We start from the raw sequence: 24,294 nt of genomic DNA on the forward strand, positions 1-24,294 counted from the left end.
GTCAGCGTGAAGCGATCAGTGCATCGATCCGACGCGCCAGATCCACATCCTTCTGCGTGAGACCGCCGGCAGAGTGCGTCGAGAGCGTGAACGTGAGCGTCCGCCACCGGATGTCGATGTCGGGGTGATGGTCCGCTTCCTCCGCGGCGTCGGCCACGTGGTTCACTACCGCGATCGCGGCGGGAAACGATGTCAGTTCCACGGTGCGGGTCAGTGACTTCTCCGACACAGTCCAGTCGGTGAGCCGGGCGTCCTCGATCTCGCGTTCGGTCAGCAGTTCGGTCATAGAAAGATGGTGGCATGTCCGGAACCCCCACCGCAGTGGTTGTCGCCGCCGCATTGATCGAGAACGGCCGTCTGCTGCTCGCGCAGCGAACTCGTCCGCCGGAGTTGGCCGGCCGCTGGGAACTTCCGGGCGGCAAGGTGGAGCCGGGGGAGTCCGAGGACGCCGCGCTCGAGCGTGAGCTTCGCGAGGAACTGGGAATCGAGTGCTCCGTCGGTGCGGCGTTGAGTGGCGATGTCGATCTCCCCGGCGGACTGGTGCTTCGTACCTACCGCGCGGCGCTGGTCTCGGGAACCCCTGCGGCGCTGGAACATTCGGCTCTCAGGTGGGTGGACGCCGAGACGCTGCCGACGATGGACCTCGTCGATGCCGACCGGCTCTGGTTGCCCGAGCTGCTGGAGATTCTGCTCACTTCGCCCGAGCGGTCTTCAGACCTTTCTTGAGGTCTTTCTTGGTCGCGCCCGCCGATTCGAGCTTCTTCATTCGCATGATGACGACCGGGCATGTAACGCACCGAACCTTCTTGCGGCAGCATTTTTTCTTGGGCTTCATCCCCGAGACATCTGCGGCCTTTACCTTGCCCATGAGCACCAAGACTAATGGGTGGCGCAGGTCACAGACCTGAGGGTGGCGCGGGGCACGGTAGAAGTACGGGTAAACTCGATCAGTCGCGAGAACCTCGCGGTGCAGCGCGCTTCTCTAGCGACATAAGCCCGCTAGCGAACAAGAGCCCGCATTCGACTCCAGGAGAATTTTTCGCGTGAGCGCCCCAAGCAGTGCAGACAACATCGACAGCACCACTACTTTCCGCAACGTCGCCATCGTTGCACACGTCGACCATGGCAAGACCACCCTGGTCGACGCCATGCTTCGGCAGTCCGGCGCGTTCGAGGAACGTGCCGAAGCGATCGACCGCGTCATGGACTCGGGTGACCTCGAAAAAGAAAAAGGCATCACGATCCTGGCCAAGAACACGGCCGTTCACAAGCGCAATGCCGACGGCACCATCACCGTCATCAACGTGATCGACACCCCCGGCCACGCCGACTTCGGCGGAGAGGTCGAGCGCGGCCTGTCCATGGTCGACGGCGTCGTCCTTCTCGTCGATGCATCCGAGGGCCCGCTGCCGCAGACCCGATTCGTGCTGCGCAAGGCGCTCGCCGCGTCGTTGCCGGTGATCCTCGTCGTGAACAAGACCGACCGTCCCGACGCGCGTATCGAAGAGGTCGTCTCGGAGAGCCACGACCTGCTGCTCGATCTCGCGTCCGATCTCGACGACGAAGCGTCCGAGGCAGCCGAGCTCGCACTCGACCTCCCCGTCCTCTACGCGTCCGGTCGTGAGGGCAAGGCCTCGAAGGTCCAGCCCCAGAACGGACACGCCCCCGACGCCGAAAACCTCGACGAGCTGTTCGAGGTTCTGCTCAGCTACGTCCCGGCTCCCAAGGGCAACGTCGACGCGCCGCTGCAGGCACACGTCACCAACCTCGACGCATCCGCATTCCTCGGCCGCCTCGCGCTGGTCCGCATCCACAACGGTCAGCTCTCCAAGGGCCAGACCGTGAGCTGGATGCGTGAGGTCGACGGCGAGCCCGTCGTCCAGAAGGCCAAGATCACCGAGCTGCTCAACACGATCGGCGTCGAGCGCGTCCCCGGCGAGAAGGGTGTCGCGGGTGACATCGTCGCCGTCGCGGGCTTCCCGGACATCATGATCGGCGACACGCTCGCCGACCTGGAGAACCCGGTCGCACTGCCCCGCATCACCGTCGACCAGCCCGCCATCTCGGTCACCATCGGAACCAACACGAGCCCGCTCGTCGGACGCGTCAGCGGCCACAAGCTCACCTCGCGCATGGTCAAGAGCCGCCTCGATCAGGAGCTCATCGGCAACGTCTCGCTCAAGGTCCTCGACATCGGTCGCCCCGATGCCTGGGAGGTCCAGGGTCGTGGTGAGCTCGCTCTCGCCATCCTCGTCGAGCAGATGCGTCGTGAGGGCTTCGAGCTCACCGTCGGCAAGCCTCAGGTGGTCACCCAGACGGTCGACGGCAAGCTGCACGAGCCCTTCGAAGAGCTCATGGTCGATACACCGGAGGAGTACCTCGGTGCCGTGACGCAGCTGCTCGCCGCACGTAAGGGCAAGATGGTCCAGATGACGAACCACGGCGCAGGCTGGGTTCGCATGGAATTCATCGTTCCCTCGCGTGGCCTGATCGGCTTCCGTACCGAGTTCCTCACCGACACCCGCGGTACGGGCATCGCCAACGCCGTCTTCCACGGGTACGCGCCGTGGGCCGGCGAGATCCGCGCCCGCCACACCGGTTCGCTCGTCTCGGACCGTCACGGCACCGTCACCCCGTTCGCGATGATCCAGTTGGCCGACCGCGGCACGTTCTTCGTCGAGCCGGGTGCAGACACCTACGAGGGCATGGTCGTGGGCATCAACCCGCGTCAGGAAGACCTCGACATCAACGTCACCCGCGAGAAGAAGCTGACCAACATGCGTCAGTCCTCGGCAGATGTCATGGAGACCCTGGCCAAGCCCAAGAAGCTGGACCTGGAAATGGCCATGGAGTTCTGTGCAGGCGACGAGTGCGTCGAGGTGACCCCCGAGGTCGTCCGCGTCCGCAAGGTCCACCTCGATTCCAACGAGCGCGCCCGTGAGCGTTCGCGCAGCAAGACTCGCGACAAGGCTGCTCTGTAAGACTCATCTCGTGCAGGAGAAGCGACGTGTCACTGTGGTGGGGCGTCGCTTTTCCTGTACCGGTAGCCGATCACGAAGGAGATCCTCGTTGCGCAACGTGCTGATGCCGGCGGTTCTGGTTTCTGCCATCGCTCTGGTACTCACTGCGTGCACCGCGGATCCGCCACCGCCGATCGAGAGCGTCGAAACTCCGGTCACCACGACGACCGTGCCATCGAAGACCGGCGACCCCGTCGTCGTCGCCATCGACGACGTCGGAATCGGATTCAACCCTCACTTGCTGGCAGACCAGTCTCCCGCCACTGCTGCGGTGAGTTCGCTCGTGCTGCCCAGCCCGTTTCGGCCCGTGCGGAACGCGGACACGGGATCGACCACCTGGGAGCCCGACCTGTCGTTGATGATCTCGGCCGAAGTGACCTCACAATCGCCCTTCACCATTCGCTACCAGCTGCGCAACGAGGCGCAGTGGTCCGACAGCGCACCGATCGCCGCCGAGGACTTCCGCTACCTGTGGCAGCAGATGATCACCCAACCCGGTGTGGTCGATTCCGCCGGCTACGCCCTGATCAGCGACGTCGCATCCTCGGGCGGTGGCAAGACCGTCGACGTGACTCTCGAATCGCCGTACCCGGCGTGGCAGCGACTGTTCACGGACCTGGTGCCCTCGCACCTGCTCAAGGACTCGCCCGGCGGGTTCCAAGGTGGACTCACCGACAATGTGCCGGTCTCCGGCTCTCGGTTCAACATCAAGACCGTCGACCAGGGGCGTGACGAGATTCTGCTCGAGCGCAACGACCGCTTCTGGGACGAGCCCGCATCGCCCGATCAGATCCTCATCCGCCGGGGCGGTACCCCCGCGCAACTGGCCGATTCTCTGCGATCGGCCGACGCTCAGATCGCCCAGGTTCGTGGTGACGCGGCCTTGCGCGCACAGCTCTCGGCAATTCCAGGCGTCCGAACCGACACGATCAGGCAATCTCGGGTGCTGTCGATGACGGTGAACGGTAGAGCGCCCAACATGTCGAATTCTATTGTGCGCCAAGCGATTTTCGGCCTTCTGGATCCGAACCTCCTCGCAACGGTCGGGGCCGGCGGCGGCGCGACGGATCGCCGTGCTGCAGCGCAGCTCCTCTCGCCCTCCGACCCCGGTTACACCGCAACGTCGCCCGCTCCCATCGGCAGAACCGCGGCCCTCGATCTGCTGGAACGCGCAGGTTTCGTTCCGACGCCCGACGCGATGGTCACATCGACACCGAATGCGACCGCTCCGACGACTGCAGCTGCACCGACGACGACAACCGCGCCTACGTCCGCCGAGGCGGCCACCACGAGTACAGCCGTTCCGGGTGCCACCCGCCTCGCCGACGCGACCGGTACCGCGCTGCGGTTCGTGATCGGTGCCGTCGAGAACGACGACATCGCTCTCGCGGTCGCGGGGACGGCGGCGGACGAGCTCGTCGGCGCAGGGGTCGATGCGACCGTCACCCCACTGGCGGCCGACGAGCTGTACTCGACTGCGCTGACCGACGGAACCGTCGATGCGGTGGTGGGCTGGAACAGTGCAGGAGTCGACCCCGCAACGGCGCTCGCATCACGGTTCGGCTGCGTCCCGGAGCCCGCCGCAGACAGCGGCGACCGCTCGGCGGCCCCGCGGAATCTGTCCGGCCTGTGCGTTCCCGAACTCGAGCCCACTATCGACAGGGCTCTCGTGAACGGTCTCGATCCATCCGTGGCCGCAAACGACGTCGAGCCCAAGCTGTGGTCGCTGGCATCGACGTTGCCGATCATGCAGGACTCGTCGGTGGTGGCCGCGGTGCCCGGCATCACCGGTGTCTCCTTGACCGGCCCGGTCGAGGTCGGCATCTTCGCCGACGCCGCGCAGTGGATGCGGACGCCCTCGTGACCGATCGCCGCGGCGACACCGCAGGAACGACGACGTGAGCACAGGATCGAGGACGGACGGAATGACGGAGCAGGCGATGAGCGAGCAGGCGATGACCGAGCCGCAGCGGTTGCTCCTCGTGCACGCGCATCCGGACGACGAGACCATCACCACCGGCGGCACCATTGCCCACTACGTTCGCGCCGGGGCAGATGTCACGGTGCTCACCTGCTCGCTCGGCGAGGAGGGTGAGGTGATCGGCGAGACGTGGGCCGATCTGGTCGTCGATCGCGCCGATCAGTTGGGCGGCTATCGGATCCTGGAATTGCATCGGGCACTCGCGGCTCTGGGCTGCAATCCGCCGCGCTTTCTCGGCGGAGCCGGCCGCTGGCGAGATTCCGGGATGGCCGGGACCTCTGCCGCCCGAAAGCCGCGCGCGTTCGTCAACGCGGACCGCGACGAGGCTCTCGGAGCGCTCGTGGCGGTGATGCGTGAGCTGCGGCCTCAGGTCGTCGTCGGCTACGACCCCGAGGGCGGCTACGGCCATCCCGATCATCAGCAGGTGCATTCGTTGGTGACCGAGGCCGTCGAGGTCTGTGGGACGGATTCCTACCCCGGGGCCGGGTCGCCCTGGGAGGTGTCGAAGTTCTACTGGACCGTGACGGGCCACGATCAACTGCAGTCGGGGCTTGCCGCAATCGACGACGTTCCGGTCGGATGGCGAATGCCCGTCGACGGTGAGCTTCCCAGCGTCCCCGAGGACACGATCACCACCAGCATCGACATCCGCGGCGTACTCGACGCCAAGCGCGATGCCTTGCGCGCACACGCCACCCAGGTCACCGTCGCCCCGTCGGGACGCGAATACGCACTCTCCAACGACATCGCCCAACCGATTCTGCTGGACGAGCAGTATGTGCTGGTCCGGGGCACTCTCGGCACCGATGAGACGGGCAGGGAGACCGACTTGTTTGCCGGCGTACTAGGCTGTGCCTCGCATCACTGAATCACCACAAGGTCGATCTCATCACAGCAGGGGCGGAACACACATGTACAACTGGGTAGTGCAGGACGCCATCGTCGCGTTCGTCGATTCTCTCAAGCCGCAGTTCGGCGCACAGGCAGATCTGTACCAGTACGTTCTGGGTCAGATCGCCATGGGCGCAAGCAACTTGCTGACCTCGCTGGGCTATCCGCCGGTTTCCTGAGTGCCGGTGCCCGGTTTTTCGAATGCGATGCACTGAAACAACCCGGGTCAAGGCAGTATTGGGCGCATGATCTCGAAGGCCGCATCCAATACTGTCGCCCTGGTGTCGTGGGCAACCGTCGCAGTACTGGTGTTCGACGGCTTTCTCTCCGGAATTCTGTCGGTCTTCTTTCTGCCGACCTACCTCGGTTCGGTGCAATTCCCCATCAGCGCACTACTCGGCGGTATCGCCAACGTCGCGCTGATCCTGGCCGCGCGTAAGGTTGCCGAGCGGTCGATCTGGGTGGCGTCACCCCTGATCGGATGGTTCGTCGCAGTGGTGCTCTGCATGCTGGGCGGGCCGGGCAACGATGTTCTGCTGCTCGCCGATTGGCGCACGATGTTGCTCATCATTGCCGGGGCCGGTCCGCCCGGTGTTCTGCTGTTCATGTTCCGGATGAAGGCGATCACAGCAAGCGTGCATGCCGACCCGCATCCCGAAGGACATCCTCGATCATCGTCGGCGTCAACAGTCCGGTGAAAGTGTTTCGCTGGCTGACGTGGTAGCTGGCGAACACGGTGATCGATCCCAGGTCGAGTCGAACGCCGTGGCCGAACTTCGGTGCAGGCCTAGGTATTTCCCATCCGTTGGCGGCCAGTATCGGAAGCAGGGACTGCCAGCCGAAGGCACCGAGAACGAGCACCGATCGCAATGTCGGACGCAGCAACCGCAATTCGTCGTCCAACCAGGGCGTGCACCTGTCTCGTTCGGCCGGAGTCGGTTTGTTCTGCGGCGGCGCGCAATGCACCGGGGCCGTGATGCGAACTCCGGTGAGCGTCAACCCGTCGCCGATATGGGTCGCGATGGGTCGGCTCGCCAGCCCGACGGCATGCATGGCTCGGTACAGCACGTCACCACTTCGATCGCCGGTGAACATTCGGCCGGTGCGGTTCGCGCCGTGTGCCGCCGGAGCCAGCCCCACGATCAGCATCGCCGCGTCGGCCGGTCCGAAGCCGGGAACCGCCTTGCCCCAGTACGTTTCGTCCGAGAATGCCGCACGCTTCTCGGCCGCGACCTGTTCGCGCCATTGCACCAACCGTGGGCAGGCGCGACAGTTCGATACCGCGGTGTCGAGCTCGGCGATGGTCTGCGGGCGCGCCACCATGTCAGGTCCGCTGTAGCCAGATGTCTCCGGCTCCCGGGGTGACGGCGTCGATCATGGCCCACGCGTTCTCCACCGGGATATCGATCACTTCGTAGTGCCCGACGCCTGCCGGAGTAGCCGCCACGATGGTGGCGACCCCGGCGCGTCGCTGAAAGAACGTCTGCCGCACCGTCCAGCCGATGATGCCCGCGGCTTCGAGGCTGTGCCGAGTTCTGTCCAGCGAGCCGTGCTGAGTGATGAGCCAGCCGGGCAGGACGGCATGTCCCAGGCCGCGGTAGCGATCGTGAGCCAGGCCGAAGGCCGCGACGAACAACACGCCGATGGCTATCCACGCGAGGATCGGAATCGGCGCGCCGAAATACTGTGCAACTCCCAGGCCGGTGGCGATGACCAGCAGCGGCACAACCGCCCGGGTGTAACGGCGACGTCGCGCTGCGGGGCCGTGCTGCAGCAGCGGCCGGTCGGCACTGCCGTGCAGACCGGCGTCGCCGAGCACCGTGGTCATCATGCGCAGCGCCTCGGCCTGCGGAGCCTGGGGGAGCAGCAGGGACGATTCCTTCTTCTCGGCGCTGACGCCGGTCATGATGGCGTCCAGACGGGCACCGCTGACCGCACGCAGCAGGAGCGGCTGAGACAGGGAAGTGCCCCGTAAGCGCTTGCGGTCGAGAGTCGACTGCCGGGTACGCAGCAGTCCGTGGCTGACGTGCAGGGTGCGACCTTGGTCGGTGACGGTGAGGTTGCCGTAGGTCAACAGGTAGCGGACGCACGCGAAGATGCTGGATACGACGAGCAGTGCGACCAGGGCTACGACGACGAACACGGCGATTCCGAATTGCTCGGCGGAGTCGATACTGTTCGAGACCACCGACGACTCGGCCAGCGTCTGCCCCAGTCCGTACTGGAACAGCACGCCGACGGCAGCGGCGATGGTGACGATGCCGGTGATCGAGAACGGGGCGAAGCGCACCCACGAGAACTGCCAGTGGGCAATCTCCACCTCGGGATTCGTTGCTGCAGTGGGCATACCGTCGGCCGACGGAGTCTGTCCCGACACTCGCTGGAGCAGATCGCCGCGCAGTGCGGGTACCAGGGAGGTGTCGAGGGCGTTGAGCTCGAAAGCCTCGCCCTTGCCCGCCTGTTGACCGGTACCGATCCGCAAGATCGACAACCCGAGTACCCGGTGCAGCACGTTCGCTTCGACGTCGACCGAACGAATCCTGTTGCGCGGGATGGACAGTACCTTCTTCTGCAACACGCCGGTGCGCAGTTGCACATGTACCGGACCGATCCGGTAACTGGTGGTGAACCATCGCAGAATTGCGAACACCACGACGACCGCGAGGATGCCGAGACTCCAGTAGTGGTTACCGCTCTGGCTGCCCACGAAGAACGAGATCAGCAACACCGGCAGAATCTTGATGCCCTCGTTCACCGGATGCACCAACAACATTCGCTTGTCCAGGCGCAACCACGGCTGCTCCTCCTCGACCGCGAGGAGCTCCGCCTGATCGGTCACGTTGCGTCTCCGACCGTGCGGCCGGCAATATCGGTCAGTCGGGCGACCGTCTTGTCCGCGACGTCCTGATCGAGTGCCGTGATCTTCACCGCGCCGGCGGACGATGCGGTCGTGACGGTGACCGTGGCCAATCCGAGCAGCCGATCGAGTGGGCCTCGTTCGGTGTCGACTGTCTGCACGCGCGAGATGGGCGCGATGCGTCGTTCCTGACTGAGCCAGCCGGTGCGGGTGTAGACGGCGGTATCGCTGATCTCCCAACGATGGACGCGATAGCGCCACTGCGGGACGATCGCGATGTGTAGGGCCGTCAGCACTATCGATGCGACCAGGACGGCGACGTGCGGCCACGAGGTCCACTGCGAGTCGACGACGGCCCAGACGATCTGGGCGACGAAGACCGGCAGCCACAACAGGCCGGCACTCAGAGCCCAGAGAAGACGTGCACGTGGAGACGGTTGCCACTGGGGATCGGTCATCGTTGTCACGGGTACAAACCTAGAGGTGTCTTTTGCTATCCACCACCCTGCTGCGATAGCGGGCGCTGCCCCTCGTGCGCGATTTGCGTAGCTCCACGTACGCAAACCGCGCACGACGACGGCAGCCCGAAGGCCCTGCAGTGGCACGGGCGTACCGGGAAGGCGCATGATCGACGGGTGACTTCTCTACCTGACTCCGTGCCTGCCCCCTCCGCGATGCGACGAGTGTTGCGTCGCGCCCGCGACGGAGTGTCTCTCAACGTCGACGAGGCCACGGTGCTGCTGCACGCTCGCGGTGACGATCTGACGGACCTGATGGCGTCGGCTTCCCGAGTCCGCGATGCCGGGCTCGAATCTGCGGGCCGGCCGAAGACGGTGTCGTACTCCCGCAAGGTATTCGTGCCCATCACGCGGTTGTGCCGCGACAAGTGCCACTACTGCACGTTCGTCACGGTGCCGGGCAAGCTCAACGCCGCCGGGCACGGGATGTTCATGGATCCCGACGAGATCATCGACGTCGCGCGCAAGGGTGCGGCCTTGGGCTGCAAGGAGGCGCTGTTCACTCTCGGTGACCGGCCAGAGGAACGGTGGCCCGAGGCCAAGGCGTGGCTCGATTCGCGCGGTTACGACTCGACCCTGGACTACGTGCGGGCCATGTCGATCCGAGTGCTCGAGGAGACCGGTTTGCTGCCGCACCTCAACCCCGGAGTGATGTCGTGGCAGGAACTTTCGCGACTCAAGCCGGTGGCGCCGTCGATGGGTATGATGCTCGAGACCACCTCGCGTCGGCTGTTCGAGGAGAAGGGGCAAGCCCACTACGGCAGCCCCGACAAGGATCCCGAGGTTCGGCTGCGCACGCTGACCGATGCGGGCCGGCTCAATATCCCGTTCACGACAGGCATTTTGGTGGGTATCGGCGAGACGCTGCGTGACCGCGCCGAGTCAATCATGGCAATTCGCAAGGTGCACAAGTCTTTCGGGCATGTTCAGGAGATCATCGTGCAGAATTTCCTGGCCAAGTCCGATACCGCGATGCGGTCCGTGCCCGACGCCGGTCTCGAAGAATTCCTGGCAACCATCGCGGTGACGCGCATGGTGGTCGGTCCGTCGATGCGCATCCAGGCCCCGCCGAACCTCGTCGCAGCGGAGGAGACCGCCGCGTTGCTGGGCGCAGGCGTCGACGATTGGGGCGGGGTCTCGCCGCTGACTCCCGACCACGTCAATCCCGAGCGGCCGTGGCCGAACCTCGACACTCTCGCCGAGCTGTCGGCGGCCGCCGGTTACACGCTCGTGGAACGTACTGCCGCGCAGCCGCAGTACGTGCTCGCCGGTGCGCCGTGGATCGATCCGCGGATCTCGGCGCACGTGCGGGCGGTGGCCGACCCGGAGACCGGGATGGCGCGCGAGGGCGTCAACCCGACCGGTCTGCCGTGGCAGGAGCCGGACGAGGAATGGGAGTCCTCGGGCCGGGTGGATCTGAACACCGAGATCGACACTCAGGGTCGTAACACCGAGACTCGTTCGGATCTGGCGAATGCGTTCGGCGACTGGGAATCGATCCGCGAACAGGTACGTGACCTCGCCGGGCTCGAGCGGGTGGACCGCGACCTGGTGTCGGCGTTGACGGCAGCGGAGAAAGACCCGGCCGGTTTGTCCGACGAGCAGTACCTCGCGCTGGCGACGGCCGAGGGCCCGGGCATGGACGCCGTCGCCGCGCTCGCCGACGATCTGCGCAAACAGGTCAACGGAGACACTGTCACCTACGTGGTGAACCGGAACATCAACTTCACCAACATCTGCTACACCGGGTGCCGCTTCTGCGCGTTCGCTCAGCGCAAGGGCGACGCGGATGCGTTCACGCTGTCCACCGCCGAGGTGGCGGATCGGGCATGGGAAGCGCATGTCGTGGGAGCCACCGAGGTGTGCATGCAGGGCGGGATCGACCCGGAGCTGCCGGTGACCGGCTATGCCGATCTGGTGCGGGCGGTGAAGGCCAAGGTGCCGTCGATGCACGTGCATGCGTTCTCGCCGATGGAGATCGTCAACGGTGCCTCGCGCGGTGGTCAGTCGATCCGCGAATGGCTCACCGAGCTACGGGCCGCCGGCTTGGACTCGATTCCCGGTACTGCCGCGGAAATCCTCGATGACGAGGTTCGCTGGGTGCTGACCAAGGGCAAGCTCCCCGCTGCCGAGTGGATCGAGGTGATCACCACGGCGCACGAGGTGGGGCTGCGGTCGAGCTCGACGATGATGTACGGCCACGTCGACAATCCGTCGCACTGGGTCGGCCACCTGAACGTCCTCAAGAAGATCCAGGACAAGACCGGCGGATTCACCGAGTTCGTGCCGCTGCCGTTCGTGCATCAGTCTTCGCCGTTGTACCTGGCCGGTGCGTCGCGGCCCGGTCCGACCAACCGGGACAACCGGGCGGTGCACGCTCTGGGCAGGATCATGCTGCACGGCCGTATCGACAATATTCAGACGTCATGGGTGAAATTGGGAATCACGGGTACACAGGCGATGCTGAACGGAGGCGCGAACGATCTGGGCGGGACCCTGATGGAAGAAACGATCTCGCGGATGGCAGGTTCGCAGAACGGTTCGGAAAAGACCGTCGCGGAACTGCACGAGATCGCCGACGGCATCGGACGACCGGTTCGTCAGCGCACCACCACGTACGGCCCGGCACCGGAGGTGTCGGTCGCCGGCCTGATCTGACCCTGGGTCTTGATTTTTACGAATTGGAGCTTGTCTGACATGGACGACCGTCGAGTCGCCGCGGTGCTGAGCAGTGCCGTTGCCATCATCCATCCCGTGCTCGACATCCTGGCCACACGCGATCCGATCGGACTGAAGGGTCGGACGTTCCGCGAGTCCTCTGCGGACGATTCGACCCTCGACAACGTCATCGATTTTCTTGCCAAGGCATTCGACACCACCGACTTCCCAGGCACCGCAGGCTGGGAGAAGCTCGACAGTGGTGCTCGCTCGCAGTGGTGGGTCAATCGCATCGGCGCTCTCAACACCGTTGCCGTCGCGTTCCCCGGTGTGTTCGGCATCCTGGTCAACCGTCTGCCGATCCAGGATCTGCTCGGGTTCGCCAACCAGGCGATGGTGCTCGTCGCGGTGGCCCGTGAATCCGGGGTGACCGACCGCGAGACACATGTGGCGTTGCTCGGCTCGGTGCTGTGCAAGCGAGATCTGACGTCCTTGGCGGACAGCGCCCCCGTCGAGAAGAAGGAAGAGTCGCCGAAATCCGGTCCGTTCGCACTGCTGCGCGGAATGTGGCAGATCGCCAACGTGCTGCGCGACGTCACCGGAGAGCTGGAGAAGCGTCCGCATCCGCGCGGGTTCTACCGAGTACTCGGAGCCATTCCGCTCGTCGGTGGCGTCGCCGGATATCTCGGTGAGCGGGGCGCACTCTCGCGCGCCGCCAAGCAGGGCCGGAAGTGGCTGGCAGTACATCAGAAGGCCTCGGCCCTCGGTGCCGACACGACCGCGAAGCAACTGCGGCGATAGCCGAGCTGGGGCAGGTGAGGCCACCCTGGTCGGTTTGCCCCATGTTCGGACCGCGATACTAGGATGCTCAGGGCGCGTGAGCGCCCACGATCGATACAGGAGGGGAGAGCAGCAGTGACCTACTCGATTGCAGAACCGTGCGTAGATGTACTGGACAAAGCGTGCATCGAAGAGTGCCCGGTGGATTGCATCTACGAGGGTAACCGAATGCTGTACATCCACCCCGACGAATGCGTCGACTGCGGGGCCTGCGAGCCCGTGTGCCCCGTCGAGGCCATTTTCTACGAGGACGACGTTCCCGAGCAGTGGAGCGCGTACGTCGGTGCCAATGTCGACTTCTTCGACGACCTGGGATCTCCCGGCGGCGCAGCCAAGCTCGGCAAGACGGACTACGACCCGCCGTTCATCAAGGCTCTGCCTCCCATGGGCGAGAACTGACGCCTTGGCACGTAGAGCGGTGGCAGCGGCGCTGCCCGATTTTCCCTGGGACTCGTTGACCGCTGCCAAGGAGAAGGCGTCGGCGCACCCGGACGGCATCGTCAATCTGTCGGTCGGGACGCCCGTCGACCCGGTCGCCGAGGTGATTCGGGTTGCTCTGAATTCGGTTGCCGGCGAACCCGGATACCCGACGACCATCGGCACCGTCGCGCTGCGGGAGGCCGCGGTGGCGGCGCTGGAGCGCCGCTACTCGATCACCGGTATCTCGACCGACGCGGTGCTGCCGGCCATCGGCACCAAGGAAATGATCGCCTGGCTGCCGAGTCTGTTGGGTCTGGGGACCGATGACCTGGTTGTCATCCCCGAATTGGCATATCCCACATACGAAGTGGGTGCTCTGCTCGCCGCTTCTCGTATTCTGCGCGCCGACGGTCTCGCGCGGCTCGGCCCCGAGCGGGCGTCGCTCGTCTTCGTCAACTCACCGTCCAATCCGACGGGCAAGGTGCTCGGTGTCGACCACCTGCGCAAGGTCGTCGACTGGGCGCGAGAGCGCGACGCCATTGTCGTCTCCGACGAGTGTTACCTGGGTCTGACCTGGGATGCCGAGGCCGTGTCGGTGTTGGATCCCCGGGTGTGCGGCGGTGATCACACCAATCTCCTTGCCGTGCATTCACTCTCGAAGACCTCGAACCTGGCGAGTTATCGCGCGGGCTTCGTCACCGGCGACGCGTCCCTCGTGGCGGAGCTGCTCGAGGTACGCAAGCACGCCGGCATGATGGTGCCGCTGCCGATCCAGGCCGCCATGACTGCGGCTCTGGCCGACGACGAGCACGAGAACATTCAACGCGAGCGATACCGCGCCCGCCGGACGATCTTGAAGGCGGCCGTCGAGGAAGCCGGATTCACCGTCGACCACTCCGAGGCCGGGCTCTACCTCTGGGCCACGCGGGGCGAACCGTGTCGCGACACCGTCGACTGGCTCGCCGAACGTGGCATCCTCGCCGCTCCGGGAGAGTTCTACGGCCCGCACGGTGGACAGCACGTGCGCATCGCACTGACGGCCACGGACGAGCGCATCGAGGCTGCAGCTATTCGCCTGCGCGGGTAGTCGGGTTTCTCTGGTGTGCTGAGTGTCCACAATTCGGTTTGGCGAACGGGATCCCGCCTGCCGACGTGAATTGTGGACAGAAAAGTGAGTTGGACCCAGCTCGGACCGAGTGTTCTCATGTACCCATGACCCTCACCCTGCTGCTCAGCTTCGCCGGTGTGTGTTTTCTGCTGGCGATCCTGCCCGGGCCCGACTCGTTCCTGGTGCTGCGGTACAGCATCGGCGGCCTCAAGCCCGGGATCGCGGCGGCGATGGGCGTCGCGATCGGCGGACTGTTCTGGGCCGTGCTGGTAGCCGTCGGTCTGGCGGCGATCGTCGAGCAGTCGGCGACGGCATATCGAGTCGTCAAGATCCTCGGCGGACTGTATCTGCTGTACCTGGGTGTGAAGGCGTTCCGGTCTCGCCGAAAGAACAAGGTTGCCGGTGAGCCGCTGGTGCCGGTTGCTGCGCCGGCATGGTCGGCGTTCGGTGCCGGGGTTCTCTCGTGCGCGCTCAATCCCAAGGTGGGACTGTTCTACTTGGCCGTGGTGCCGCAGTTCCTCACCGTGGTCACGTTCACCGGTGCCATGACGCTCGGCCTGGTCGAGGTGGTCGTGGCCGCCCTGGTGATGGGGGTGTTCTCCGTCGTCGCCTCACGTGCGGTCGCGTTGCTGCGCAAACCTGCGGTGACCGACTGGTTGGACCGCATCAGCGCCGGATTCCTGGTCGCCCTCGGAATCGGAACCGTCGCGTCCTCCGCCTAGTAGAACGTCCGTCAGTCGAGGTCGGGCTCGCCCACGTCCCAGCCGCCGCGGCGGATGCGCAGGATGTAGACCAGCTCGTTGCTGCCGAACGCCTCGACGGTGGTGAAGCGTTTCGGCTCGGTGTTGACCTCGGGATTGCGTGCGTGGGCTTCCTCGTAGAGCTGAGTGGCTCGCAGATCGGCCAGTTCCACTCGCGTCCAGAAGTCGTCCGACTGCACCGAGTAGACGAGCCTCGGCGCGCCGTCGGTGACATGCGCGACGTCGATGGCGTCGTCGTCCGAATCCTCGTCATCGAGATCCAGGTCGAGATCGTCCTCGGAATCGGTGTCCTGCTCGGCGTCGGTTCCGATCAGATAGACGCCCGCCTGCAGGTCACCGGCGGCGACCGTCATGTACTCGGCGTAGTCGCCGGTGTCGATTCCGTCCACGTCCATGTATGTACGGTAGCCATGTGCTGCTTCGTTCACTGAACCCACTCGCCGTTGCGCGGGGAGACGATATTCCCGACGCCATCACCATCGACGGAGTCTCGCTGTCTCGCGCGGACATCCTGGGCGCGGCGACCTCGGTTGCCGAACGCATCGCGCGGGCAGACCGGCTCGCGATCCACGCAACACCGTCGGTCAAGACTGTGCTCGCGGTCGTCGGTGCCCTGATCGCCGGCGTCACCGTGGTCCCGGTCCCGCCGGATGCGGGAGCCGCCGAACGCGAGCACATCCTCCGGGACTCGGGTGCGCAGGCGTGGCTCGGCGAGGCTCCGCCCGATACCGCCGGGCTCGAGGTTCTACCGGTGCGTCAGCACGCACGTTCGTGGCACAGCTACGCCGAACCGCAACCGTCTTCCGTTGCGTTCGTGCTCTACACCTCTGGTACCACCGGCCCGCCCAAGGGCGTCCTGATCTCCCGCGGTGCCATCGAGGCCGGGCTCGACGCGTTGGCCGAAGCGTGGAGCTGGACGTGGAAAGACACTCTGGTGCATGGTCTTCCGCTGTTCCACGTGCACGGATTGATCCTCGGTATGCTCGGCCCGCTTCGGGTGGGCAGCCCACTGATTCACACCGGTAAGCCGACGCCGGAGCTCTATGCGGCAGCTCGCGGTTCTCTGTACTTCGGGGTGCCGACCGTGTGGTCGCGCATCGCCGCCGACGAGGACTCTGCTCGCGCCCTGGCCGACGCCCGATTACTGGTCTCCGGCAGCGCGCCGCTTCCGGTACCGGTGTTCGAGAAGCTGCGCGAGCTCACCGGCCAGGCCCCGGTCGAGCGGTACGGCATGAGCGAAACCCTCATCACCGTCAGCACCCGAGCAGACGGTGAGCGTCGACCGGGATCGGTTGGACTACCGGTCGCAGGCGTCGAAACGCGACTGCGCGGCGAGCAGGGCGAAGACGTGCCCCACGATGGTGAATCGATCGGTGCACTCCAGATCCGTTGCCCCATGCTGTTCGACGGCTATCTGAACAACCCCGAGGCGACGGCCGCGACCTTCACCGAGGACGGCTGGTTCGATACCGGCGATGTCGCCCTCATCGAGCCGGACGGCTTTCATCGCATCGTCGGGCGAGCGTCGACGGACCTGATCAAAACCGGCGGCTATCGCGTCGGCGCGGGGGAGATCGAGACGGTGCTGTTGGGGCACCCGAGCGTGAACGAGGTCGCTGTCGTCGGGCTGCCGGACGACGACCTGGGCCAGCGCATCGTGGCCTTCGTCGTGGGCACCGAGATCGAGGATCGGGTGCTCATCGATCTGGTGGCCACCGAGCTGTCGATTCACAAGCGGCCGCGCGAGATTCGCGTCGTCGACTCGCTGCCGCGCAATGCCATGGGAAAGGTCCAGAAGAAGCTGTTGTCGTAGTCGTCAGCGGGAGTGGAGCCTGCGGAACGACCCAATATACGTCAGCGTCAGCGGGGTTGTGAGGTGGCCGTTAACCTCGAAAGTATGACGACACTCGACGGCGCACGCATTCTCGTTTTCGGTGCCAGTGGTGGGCTGGGTTCCCCGATAGTCGACCAGCTCGCCGAAGCCGGCGCCCGGCTGACCGTCAGCGGTCGCAGTCTCGAGTCCTCGGAGCATCATGCGGTCAATGCCGATCTGACGCTGCCGGATTCGGCTCGCTCGGTGATCGCGGAGGCCGTCGAACACCACGGTGGTCTGGACGGAATCGTGATCGCCGCAGGCGTGGTGGCGTTCGGTGCGGTCAGCGAGGTGGACGACGACACCGTCGACGAGTTGCTGCTGCTCAACTACCTCGCGCCGCTGCGGGTCATGAGAGCAGCGCTGAACACGCTGGATCAAGGCGGATTCGTCCTCAACATCAGTGCGGTGGTGGCCGACAAGCCGATGCCGAACATGGGCGCTTACTCGGCGAGCAAGGCGGCGGCCAGTGCATTGCTGAAAAGTGTTCGTACAGAAGCCCGTAAGTCGAAGATCAGGATTGTCGATGTGCGGCCACCGCACACCGAGACCGGCTTGGCCACTCGGCCGATCGCCGGGCAGGCACCGAAACTGCCACAGGGGTTGACCGCGGATTCGGTGGCAGCGCGCATCGTCGCGGCCATCGCCGACGACGAGACCGACGTCGGCGCGGACCAGTTCTCTTAGGCTATTGTCGAAAACGTGACCGACACGCATGTGACCGACGCAGCCAGAAGGCTCGTTCGTCGTCGCACAATCGACTTGTGTCTGGTGTGCACCTCCTCCTGTTCGTGATTGTCGATCGAACCCATCCTCGACGAGCATGCACTGCTTCTCGGGTCGTTCCGGCAACCATTTTCCAGCGAACAGGATCATTCATGACCACATCTGTGTCCCATCTCGGCGGCGTCATTGCTGCCACCGATGACGCCGTGCAGGCCGACGCGAAGAACGCCCAGGTCGTCTTTCGTGGTTCTGCCACCGCACACGACGCCGTCGCCAGCACCATCACACTCGGCAAGTTCAGTGTCGAGGTCGACGAGCCACCGGCCCTCGGCGGAGAGAACAAGGCCGCCAATCCAGTCGAGTACTACCTGGCGTCACTGCTGTCCTGCCAGGTGGTCACCTACCGCGTGTGGGCCGAGAAGCTCGGGATCGTCGTCGACGACATCAAGGCCAAGGCCGAGGGTGACCTCGACGTACGTGGATTCTTCGGTTTCGACGAGAACGTGCGCCCCGGATTCGGCGAGGTGCGGGTGGTCGTGACGATCACCGGACCCGAGAGCCGAGAACGGTACGAGGAACTGCAGAAGGCCGCCGATGATCACTGCCCCGTGCTGGATCTGACGCGCAACCCCACCCCGATTCGCACCGTTCTCGAAACGGCGTGAGGTTATGAGCGAACGGACTTTCGGCCTGCGTACCAGAGCAATTCACGCCGGAGCGAGGCCCGACCCTTCCACCGGTTCGCGTGCTGTGCCGATCTATCAAACGGCGAGCTACGTGTTCGAGAATTCCTCGGACGCAGGCGATCTGTTCGCTCTGCAGAAGTACGGCAACGTCTACAGCCGTATCGGTAACCCGACCGTCGCCGCCTTCGAGGAGCGCATCGCGAGTCTCGAAGGCGGCATCGGAGCGGTCGCCTTCGCCAGTGGATTGGCGGCCGAGTTCGCGGTGTTCGCCGCGCTCGCGGGCAGCGGCGACCATATCGTCGCAGCGGCCGGGCTTTACGGCGGCACGGTGACCCAGCTCGACGTCACGCTCCGTCGTTTCGGTGTCGAGACCACGTTCGTTCCGGGTACCGATCCGGCGGATTACGCTGCTGCGATCACCGATTCGACGAAACTCGTCTACGCCGAGATCATCGGCAACCCGTCGGGGGAGATCGCCGACCTCGAGGGCCTTGCCGCCGTCGCCCACGAGCACGGAATCCCGCTGGTGATCGACGCGACGATGGCGACCCCGTGGCTGAGCCGGCCCATCGAGTTCGGGGCCGACATCGTGATCCACTCGGCGACGAAGTTTCTCGGCGGGCACGGTTCGACGCTGGGTGGCGTGGTGGTCGAATCCGGTCGATTCGACTGGGGCTCAGGCAAATTCCCGCAGATGACCGAGCCTGTGGCCTCGTACGGTGGCCTGTCGTGGTGGGGCAACTTCGGCGAGTACGGCTTTCTGACCAAGCTGCGCAGCGAGCAACTACGCGATATCGGTGGTGCGTTGGCACCACAGTCGGCGTTCACCCTGATCCAGGGTGTCGAGACGTTGCCGCAGCGAATGGACGCTCACGTCGCCAATGCCCGGACAGTCGCCGAATGGCTCGAACAGGATCCGCGGATCGACTACGTGAGATGGGCTGGGCTGCACAGTCACCCGCATCACGAACGGTCCGAGAAATATCTGCCCGCCGGACCGGGTGCGGTGTTCGCGTTCGGAATCGACGGGGGTCGCGACGCCGGGCAGGCGTTCGTCGAAAGTGTTCGTGTCGCAAGCCATGTCGCCAACATCGGCGACGTGCGCACCCTCGTGATTCATCCGGCAAGCACCACCCACCGGCAGTTGAGCGACGATCAACTCCGCGGAGCAGGAGTCGGCCCGGAGTTGATCCGCATCAGCGTCGGGCTCGAAGACGTCGACGATATTCTCTGGGATCTGGATCAGGCCCTGACGCTGGCAACCGGAAAGGCACGCTCGTGAGTGGACGCACCTGGCAAGGCCCATCCGCCCAAGAGCGTCAGCGCATTCTGCGGGAAACCAAGACCGTCGCAATCGTCGGTGCGTCCAAGAACCCCTCGCGGGCATCCTATTTCGTCAACCGGTATCTGTCGTCGACCAGCAACTACGAGATCTTTCTCGTCAATCCGACGGTCACCGAGATCGAGGGGACGACGGTCTATCCGACGCTCGCAGACCTGCCGAAGCCCCCGGATCTGGTCGACGTCTTTCGTAAGTACGACGACCTTCCCGAGGTGCTCACCGAAACCATTGCTGTGCAGGCGAAGACGATCTGGCTGCAGCTGGGACTGTGGCACGAGCAGGTGGCCCACGACGCCGAAGCAGCCGGATTGAACGTCGTCATGGATCGCTGTCTCAAGATCGAGCACGCACGATTCCACGGTGGATTGCATCTGGCCGGATTCGATACGGGAGTGATCGATTCGCGTCGTACACGCGGGTAGGCGCGCCTCACCATGCCAGGACGGTGTCGTCCTCGAATATCAGTCCGGTGGGTCCGTCGGCGTCGAGGGTGGCGAGCCGAATCGCAACGGCTGCACCCTCGTCCGGCGATCGTGTTCCGCGGAATCCATTGAAGTCGGTGGCGACGTGCCCGGGGGCTGCTCCGTTGACCTTGATCGGGGTATCGGCAAGGTCTCGGGCGTAATGAACGGTGAGGGCGTTCAGAGCGGTCTTCGAGCTCGAATACGCCATCGACGGCGTGCCCACCCATGCGCCGTCCTCGCCGATGGAACCGCGCTTGCTGGTGACGTTGACGATCCGACCTGCCGGGGACTTTCTCAATAACGGTAGGAATGCGTTTGTCACATCGACGACGGCAAAGACGTTGACGCCATAAACCTTTCGCAGATCCGACGAATTTTCCTCGGCAGGGCGGTGATACCCGACGTTGACGCCGGCGTTGTTGATCAGCGCGTCGAGGTGGCCCACTTCGGTGTCGATGTGTCGGACGGCCTCGTCGATGTCGTCGGCCGAGGTGACATCGAGCCGAATGGGGCGGATGTCTCCGTCGATCCCGGTGGCCGCTGCGACGCCCCCGGCGAGATCTCGCGAGCCCAAATAGACGACAAAGCCATGGGCGGCGAGGCCGCGGACGATGGCAAGGCCGATGCCTCGGTTGGCGCCCGTGACGAGAGCGGTGTGTGTTGTCATGTCAACACAATGCGCTCGGTTGTGTTGTCATGTCAACAGCAGGGTGGATAAGCTGGCGCAATGACGCTGTTGAACGAATCCGAGATGGCGCTGTGGCACGTATGGAAGCGGGCGCAGGACACCGTGTGGACTCGTGTCACGGCGGCGATTGCGGACGAAACTGGTTTGTCGGACCAGGACTTCGCGGTTCTGACCCGAGTGCACGAGCTAGGGCAGGGGGTGCTGCGGCAGAGCGCCTTGGCGGCGATGCTCGAGTGGCATCGCAGTCGGCTGTCGCATCATCTGACCCGAATGGCCGACCGCGGACTCATCACTCGGCGTCCGGTCGACGGGGGAGTGGAGGTAGTTCTCACTGCGGCAGGACGCGATGCCGTCGTACGCGCTCGGCCCGTTCACGCCGACGCGGTCCGACGGCATCTGCTCGACGCGATCCCGGCCTCCGAGCGAACGGAATTCGAGCGCATCCTCGTCGGTCTCACGCTGTCAGCAGGCGACCGCTGACCATCGTTGTCAGGCCGCACGCTTGTGTTGCGCGACGGTCGACCATTCGACGCGTGGCTTCACCTAGGTTGAGTGACATGACCGAATACGACCTGCAACGCTTCGTGGACGCCCAGGACCCCGTCTGGAATGCAGTGACGAAGGAGCTGAAGGCAGGACGTAAGCAGACGCACTGGATGTGGTTCGTGTTCCCGCAGCTGGCGGGGCTGGGCCGCAGTGCAACTGCCCAGCACTTCGGTATCGCCGATCTGACCGAGGCGGAACTGTACTTGTCTCACGAGGTGCTGGGGCCACGCCTGAACAAGGCAGCTCGGCTGACCGTTGCTATCGAGGGCCGGACGGTCGACGAGATTTTCGGCTATCCGGACAATCTGAAACTGCACTCGTCCATGACGCTGTTCGCCGAAGCTGCCAAGGGCACGTCCATTTTCGACGAAGTGTTGCGCAAGTATTTCGACGGTGAATCCGATGGCAGAACACTCGACTTGCTCGACGAGCGATACCGCTAGCATCGCACCATGACGACTCCACTCGCCGGATCCATTGCCTTCGTTCACGCCAGCTGGCACCTGGACATCGTCGACCGCGCGCGAGTGGGATTCGCCGCCGAGCTCGAGCAGCTCGGTCACGATGCCACGGTCGACGTTTTCGAGGTGCCCGGTGCGTTCGAGATTCCGCTGCACGCGCAGCGGCTCGCCAGAACTGGGAAGTACTCGGCGATTGTCGCCGCCGCACTGGTTGTCGACGGCGGAATCTATCGACACGACTTCGTCGAGACCGCAGTCATCGACGGTCTCATGCGGGTGCAGCTCGATACCGACGTCCCGGTGTTCTCGGTGGTGCTCACTCCCCACCATTTCCACGAGCACGCCGACCACAACGCCTTCTTCACGGCGCACCTCGAAACAAAGGGCGCGGAGGCGGCGAGAGCTGTCGTCAAGACCCTGGCGTCGCTGGGAACCATCGGCTGACACTTCGCTGGGAAAGTGGCGGATTCTGTGCGCGACTCCGACGCCGACTCCACTTCTCGGCTCAACGCTGTACTCGCGGAGCTCCAACGGCGAGAGCCGATCTTCCACCGCCGCGAGTACGGCATTACACGCGAAGACTTCGAGCGCCTCACTGATTCAGGCTTCTCCGAGATCGGAGCCTCGGGTCGGCTCTACAGTCGGGATTACGTCTGGTCGGTCCTCGAGGATCGGTACTCGTCCGACCCCAACGCTCGGCTCGACGCCGATTGGGAGACCAGTGGGTTCGAGCTCCGTGAAATTGCCCCGGCCACCTATCTGCTGACCTACACGCTGCTGCTCGACGGCAGGCATACCCGCAGAACGACGCTGTGGCAGTTACGGGACGGCGACTGGAAAATCCTCCACCACCAAGGAACTGTGATCGCAGACCGTGAATCCTGAGGTGTGACGGATGGGCCGACCAATACCACGGACTGCCGACAGGTTTGCTTTTCTGAATCCTTATGCAGGGCAATAGTTTTCGATTCCACTATCATTGTGTGTCGAACGCACGTTCGATACACTTGGTCCATGACAACGGAGATCTGGCAACTGAGTGAGGCAGAACTCCTCGCCGACGCTGCTGATGTCTCCCACCAAATCCAGTTGATGGAAGCCCACCGCATCGCCCTCGTCGCCGAAATCGACACCCGCGTCAGCCGCGAGAAACTCGGCTTCCCCGGACCCGCCGGCTGGCTCACCTCCACCACCCTTCTCAGCCCCGGTAAAGCCACCAAGATCGTCGCCCTCGCCCGCGGACTGAAGAACTTCCCCGACATCGCCGACGCCGTCAACACCGGCAGCATCTCCATCGACCACGCCGCCCTGATCCTCGCCTTCGCCGAAACACCACCGAAGAACCTCCCGCAAGAAGGCCAGGACCTCGCCCGAGCAGCATTGCTGACCGCCGCCACCGGACCCGACGCCCGCACCGGACCACTACGCGCAGCGATCACAAAACTCCACGACACCTACGGCGACAAGAAACCACCCGACGACACCGACCGCAACGAACTCTTCGCCTCCACCACCCTCAACGGGCGTCTCGTGGCGAAGATGGATTTCGACGCCATCACCGGAGAAAAATTCCTCACCGCGCTCTCGCCGTTGACCGAACCCCGCCCCGCTGCCGACGGCACCCAAGACGAACGCAGCCCCGCCCGGCGGCGAGCCGACGCGTTCGGACACATCCTCGACCGCTACCTCGCCTCCAGCAACCGCCCCACCGAGGGCGGGGAGAAACCGCACGTCAACCTCCACATCACCCTCCGCGACCTCACCAACCTGCGCAGCACCATGAACGCCGACACCCACACCGACTCTGACTCTGACTCTGACTCTGACTCTGACACAACGAACTACGAGAACGGCAGCACCGCAACCGAATCCGAGTGCAGTGGTGGTGGCGACGGCAGCAGCAGCGATGATTGCGCCAGCGGCGACGGGTGCGACAGTGCTACCGGCCCATCAGCGAATCGTGGCGCGTACAGGGATCTGTTCGGCGACGGCACCACCGTCGGATGGCTGCCCTGGATGGGACCACTCTCCCGCGAGACGTCCCGCCAACTGGCCTGCGACTGCATCCTAACCGCCATTGTCATGGACGAGAACGGCTCCCCGATCAACCTCGCCCGCACCGCCCGCACCGTCAACGCGAAACAAAAACGCGCCCTCACAGCCCGCGATCACGGCTGCGCCTTCCCCGGCTGCGGCAAACCCGCCGCCTGGACAGAGGGACACCATATCTGGCACTGGACCGACGGCGGCCCCACCGACATGAACAACCTCGTCCTACTGTGCGGATTTCATCACCGACTCATCCACCACAGTGACTGGGAGGTGTTCATCGGTACCGACAACCATCCCTGGTTCATACCCCCGGCGACCGTCGACCCGTACCGACAACCCCGACAATCCCACGCTCGAGCCGGCCCCCACATCGCGTGAGACCACATAAAACAATTCAGCCCC

General features: G+C 64.7%; 27 protein-coding genes. 21 read left to right on the forward strand and 6 right to left on the reverse strand.

The window, feature by feature from the left end; genetic code table 11:
• Position 1: 1 nt before the first annotated feature.
• Positions 2-286 carry a 4a-hydroxytetrahydrobiopterin dehydratase gene (locus ASG84_RS02085; protein WP_057475348.1) on the reverse strand — a complete coding sequence of 95 codons (285 nt, stop codon included), beginning with the start codon at positions 284-286 and terminating at the stop codon, positions 2-4.
• Positions 287-300: 14 nt separating this feature from the next.
• On the opposite strand from ASG84_RS02085, the gene ASG84_RS02090 reads away from it, so the two are divergent.
• From ASG84_RS02090 to ASG84_RS02110, 6 genes are all read left to right on the forward strand, one after another.
• Complete coding sequence (locus ASG84_RS02090) at positions 301-726, forward strand: (deoxy)nucleoside triphosphate pyrophosphohydrolase (RefSeq protein ID WP_057475349.1); 426 nt, start codon at positions 301-303, stop codon at positions 724-726.
• 317 nt (positions 727-1,043) lie between these two features.
• Positions 1,044-2,981: a translational GTPase TypA gene (gene typA, locus ASG84_RS02095; protein ID WP_057475350.1), complete on the forward strand. Its 1,938-nt coding sequence runs from the start codon at positions 1,044-1,046 to the stop codon at positions 2,979-2,981.
• Between the two features lie 103 nt (positions 2,982-3,084).
• Positions 3,085-4,884, forward strand: a complete 1,800-nt coding sequence (locus tag ASG84_RS02100) for an ABC transporter family substrate-binding protein (RefSeq protein ID WP_057475351.1) — start codon at positions 3,085-3,087, stop codon at positions 4,882-4,884.
• A gap of 76 nt (positions 4,885-4,960) precedes the next feature.
• Positions 4,961-5,869, forward strand: a complete 909-nt coding sequence (gene mshB, locus ASG84_RS02105) for an N-acetyl-1-D-myo-inositol-2-amino-2-deoxy-alpha-D-glucopyranoside deacetylase (protein ID WP_057475526.1) — start codon at positions 4,961-4,963, stop codon at positions 5,867-5,869.
• Positions 5,870-5,912: 43 nt separating this feature from the next.
• Positions 5,913-6,071, forward strand: a complete 159-nt coding sequence (locus ASG84_RS27870; RefSeq protein WP_008714214.1) for a hypothetical protein — start codon at positions 5,913-5,915, stop codon at positions 6,069-6,071.
• A gap of 66 nt (positions 6,072-6,137) precedes the next feature.
• Positions 6,138-6,590: a hypothetical protein gene (locus ASG84_RS02110; RefSeq protein WP_057475352.1), complete on the forward strand. Its 453-nt coding sequence runs from the start codon at positions 6,138-6,140 to the stop codon at positions 6,588-6,590.
• Here ASG84_RS02110 and ASG84_RS02115 read toward each other — a convergent pair.
• The 3 genes from ASG84_RS02115 to ASG84_RS02125 form a co-directional block, all read right to left on the reverse strand.
• On the reverse strand, positions 6,517-7,215 hold the full coding sequence (locus ASG84_RS02115; protein WP_057475353.1) for a uracil-DNA glycosylase: 699 nt from the start codon (positions 7,213-7,215) through the stop codon (positions 6,517-6,519). The two genes, ASG84_RS02110 and ASG84_RS02115, sit on opposite strands and share 74 nt — an antisense overlap.
• Before the next feature lies 1 nt (position 7,216).
• Positions 7,217-8,665 (reverse strand): PH domain-containing protein, encoded by a 1,449-nt coding sequence (locus ASG84_RS02120; RefSeq protein ID WP_235581505.1) that lies wholly within the window; start codon positions 8,663-8,665, stop codon positions 7,217-7,219.
• Between the two features lie 62 nt (positions 8,666-8,727).
• Positions 8,728-9,207: a PH domain-containing protein gene (locus tag ASG84_RS02125; RefSeq protein WP_057475527.1), complete on the reverse strand. Its 480-nt coding sequence runs from the start codon at positions 9,205-9,207 to the stop codon at positions 8,728-8,730.
• Positions 9,208-9,384: 177 nt separating this feature from the next.
• Here ASG84_RS02125 and ASG84_RS02130 point away from each other — a divergent pair, with 177 nt between their 5' ends.
• The 5 genes from ASG84_RS02130 (at position 9,385) to ASG84_RS02150 (ending at position 15,015) form a co-directional block, all read left to right on the forward strand.
• Positions 9,385-11,925: a bifunctional FO biosynthesis protein CofGH gene (locus tag ASG84_RS02130; RefSeq protein ID WP_156399345.1), complete on the forward strand. Its 2,541-nt coding sequence runs from the start codon at positions 9,385-9,387 to the stop codon at positions 11,923-11,925.
• Between the two features lie 39 nt (positions 11,926-11,964).
• Complete coding sequence (locus ASG84_RS02135; RefSeq protein ID WP_057475355.1) at positions 11,965-12,726, forward strand: hypothetical protein; 762 nt, start codon at positions 11,965-11,967, stop codon at positions 12,724-12,726.
• A 114-nt stretch (positions 12,727-12,840) separates the two neighbouring features.
• Positions 12,841-13,164, forward strand: a complete 324-nt coding sequence (fdxA, locus tag ASG84_RS02140) for a ferredoxin (protein WP_008714223.1) — start codon at positions 12,841-12,843, stop codon at positions 13,162-13,164.
• 4 nt (positions 13,165-13,168) lie between these two features.
• Complete coding sequence (gene dapC / locus ASG84_RS02145; protein ID WP_057475356.1) at positions 13,169-14,272, forward strand: succinyldiaminopimelate transaminase; 1,104 nt, start codon at positions 13,169-13,171, stop codon at positions 14,270-14,272.
• A 125-nt stretch (positions 14,273-14,397) separates the two neighbouring features.
• Positions 14,398-15,015, forward strand: coding sequence for a LysE family translocator (locus ASG84_RS02150; RefSeq protein WP_057475357.1), 618 nt, complete (start codon positions 14,398-14,400; stop codon positions 15,013-15,015).
• A gap of 11 nt (positions 15,016-15,026) precedes the next feature.
• Here the strand turns inward: ASG84_RS02150 and ASG84_RS02155 are convergent, their stop codons facing one another.
• A complete protein-coding gene (locus tag ASG84_RS02155; protein WP_057475358.1) occupies positions 15,027-15,449 on the reverse strand; it encodes a hypothetical protein in 423 nt (140 codons plus the stop codon).
• A gap of 2 nt (positions 15,450-15,451) precedes the next feature.
• On the opposite strand from ASG84_RS02155, the gene ASG84_RS02160 reads away from it, so the two are divergent.
• The 5 genes from ASG84_RS02160 to ASG84_RS02180 all read left to right on the forward strand — a co-directional run bounded on the left by ASG84_RS02160 (position 15,452) and on the right by ASG84_RS02180 (position 20,103).
• Positions 15,452-16,867, forward strand: a complete 1,416-nt coding sequence (locus ASG84_RS02160; protein ID WP_057475359.1) for an acyl-CoA synthetase — start codon at positions 15,452-15,454, stop codon at positions 16,865-16,867.
• Positions 16,868-16,951: 84 nt separating this feature from the next.
• Entirely contained in the window at positions 16,952-17,614 is a 663-nt protein-coding gene (locus ASG84_RS02165) for an SDR family NAD(P)-dependent oxidoreductase (RefSeq protein WP_057475360.1), read from the forward strand.
• 191 nt (positions 17,615-17,805) lie between these two features.
• On the forward strand, positions 17,806-18,318 hold the full coding sequence (locus ASG84_RS02170) for an OsmC family protein (RefSeq protein ID WP_057475529.1): 513 nt from the start codon (positions 17,806-17,808) through the stop codon (positions 18,316-18,318).
• 4 nt (positions 18,319-18,322) lie between these two features.
• On the forward strand, positions 18,323-19,621 hold the full coding sequence (locus ASG84_RS02175) for an O-acetylhomoserine aminocarboxypropyltransferase/cysteine synthase family protein (protein ID WP_057475361.1): 1,299 nt from the start codon (positions 18,323-18,325) through the stop codon (positions 19,619-19,621).
• Entirely contained in the window at positions 19,618-20,103 is a 486-nt protein-coding gene (locus tag ASG84_RS02180) for a CoA-binding protein (RefSeq protein WP_057475362.1), read from the forward strand. Before ASG84_RS02175 ends, ASG84_RS02180 begins: the two co-directional genes overlap by 4 nt.
• 7 nt (positions 20,104-20,110) lie before the next feature.
• On the opposite strand, the gene ASG84_RS02185 is transcribed toward ASG84_RS02180, so the two are convergent.
• Entirely contained in the window at positions 20,111-20,812 is a 702-nt protein-coding gene (locus ASG84_RS02185) for an SDR family oxidoreductase (protein ID WP_057475363.1), read from the reverse strand.
• 60 nt (positions 20,813-20,872) lie between these two features.
• Between ASG84_RS02185 and ASG84_RS02190 the strand changes: the two genes are divergently transcribed.
• From ASG84_RS02190 to ASG84_RS02210, 5 genes are all read left to right on the forward strand, one after another.
• On the forward strand, positions 20,873-21,313 hold the full coding sequence (locus ASG84_RS02190; RefSeq protein ID WP_057475364.1) for a MarR family winged helix-turn-helix transcriptional regulator: 441 nt from the start codon (positions 20,873-20,875) through the stop codon (positions 21,311-21,313).
• 77 nt (positions 21,314-21,390) lie between these two features.
• The gene (locus ASG84_RS02195; RefSeq protein WP_057475365.1) at positions 21,391-21,822 is read left to right on the forward strand and encodes a DUF1810 domain-containing protein; all 432 of its coding nucleotides are present in this window, start codon (positions 21,391-21,393) and stop codon (positions 21,820-21,822) included.
• Between the two features lie 9 nt (positions 21,823-21,831).
• On the forward strand, positions 21,832-22,284 hold the full coding sequence (locus ASG84_RS02200) for a 6,7-dimethyl-8-ribityllumazine synthase (RefSeq protein WP_057475366.1): 453 nt from the start codon (positions 21,832-21,834) through the stop codon (positions 22,282-22,284).
• A 15-nt stretch (positions 22,285-22,299) separates the two neighbouring features.
• Entirely contained in the window at positions 22,300-22,725 is a 426-nt protein-coding gene (locus ASG84_RS02205) for a nuclear transport factor 2 family protein (protein WP_200936481.1), read from the forward strand.
• A 129-nt stretch (positions 22,726-22,854) separates the two neighbouring features.
• The gene (locus ASG84_RS02210) at positions 22,855-24,270 is read left to right on the forward strand and encodes an HNH endonuclease signature motif containing protein (RefSeq protein WP_057475367.1); all 1,416 of its coding nucleotides are present in this window, start codon (positions 22,855-22,857) and stop codon (positions 24,268-24,270) included.
• Positions 24,271-24,294: the final 24 nt, after the last annotated feature.

Origin of the sequence: Rhodococcus sp. Leaf278 (genome assembly GCF_001426085.1) — a bacterium.
Lineage (GTDB): Bacteria > Actinomycetota > Actinomycetes > Mycobacteriales > Mycobacteriaceae > Rhodococcoides.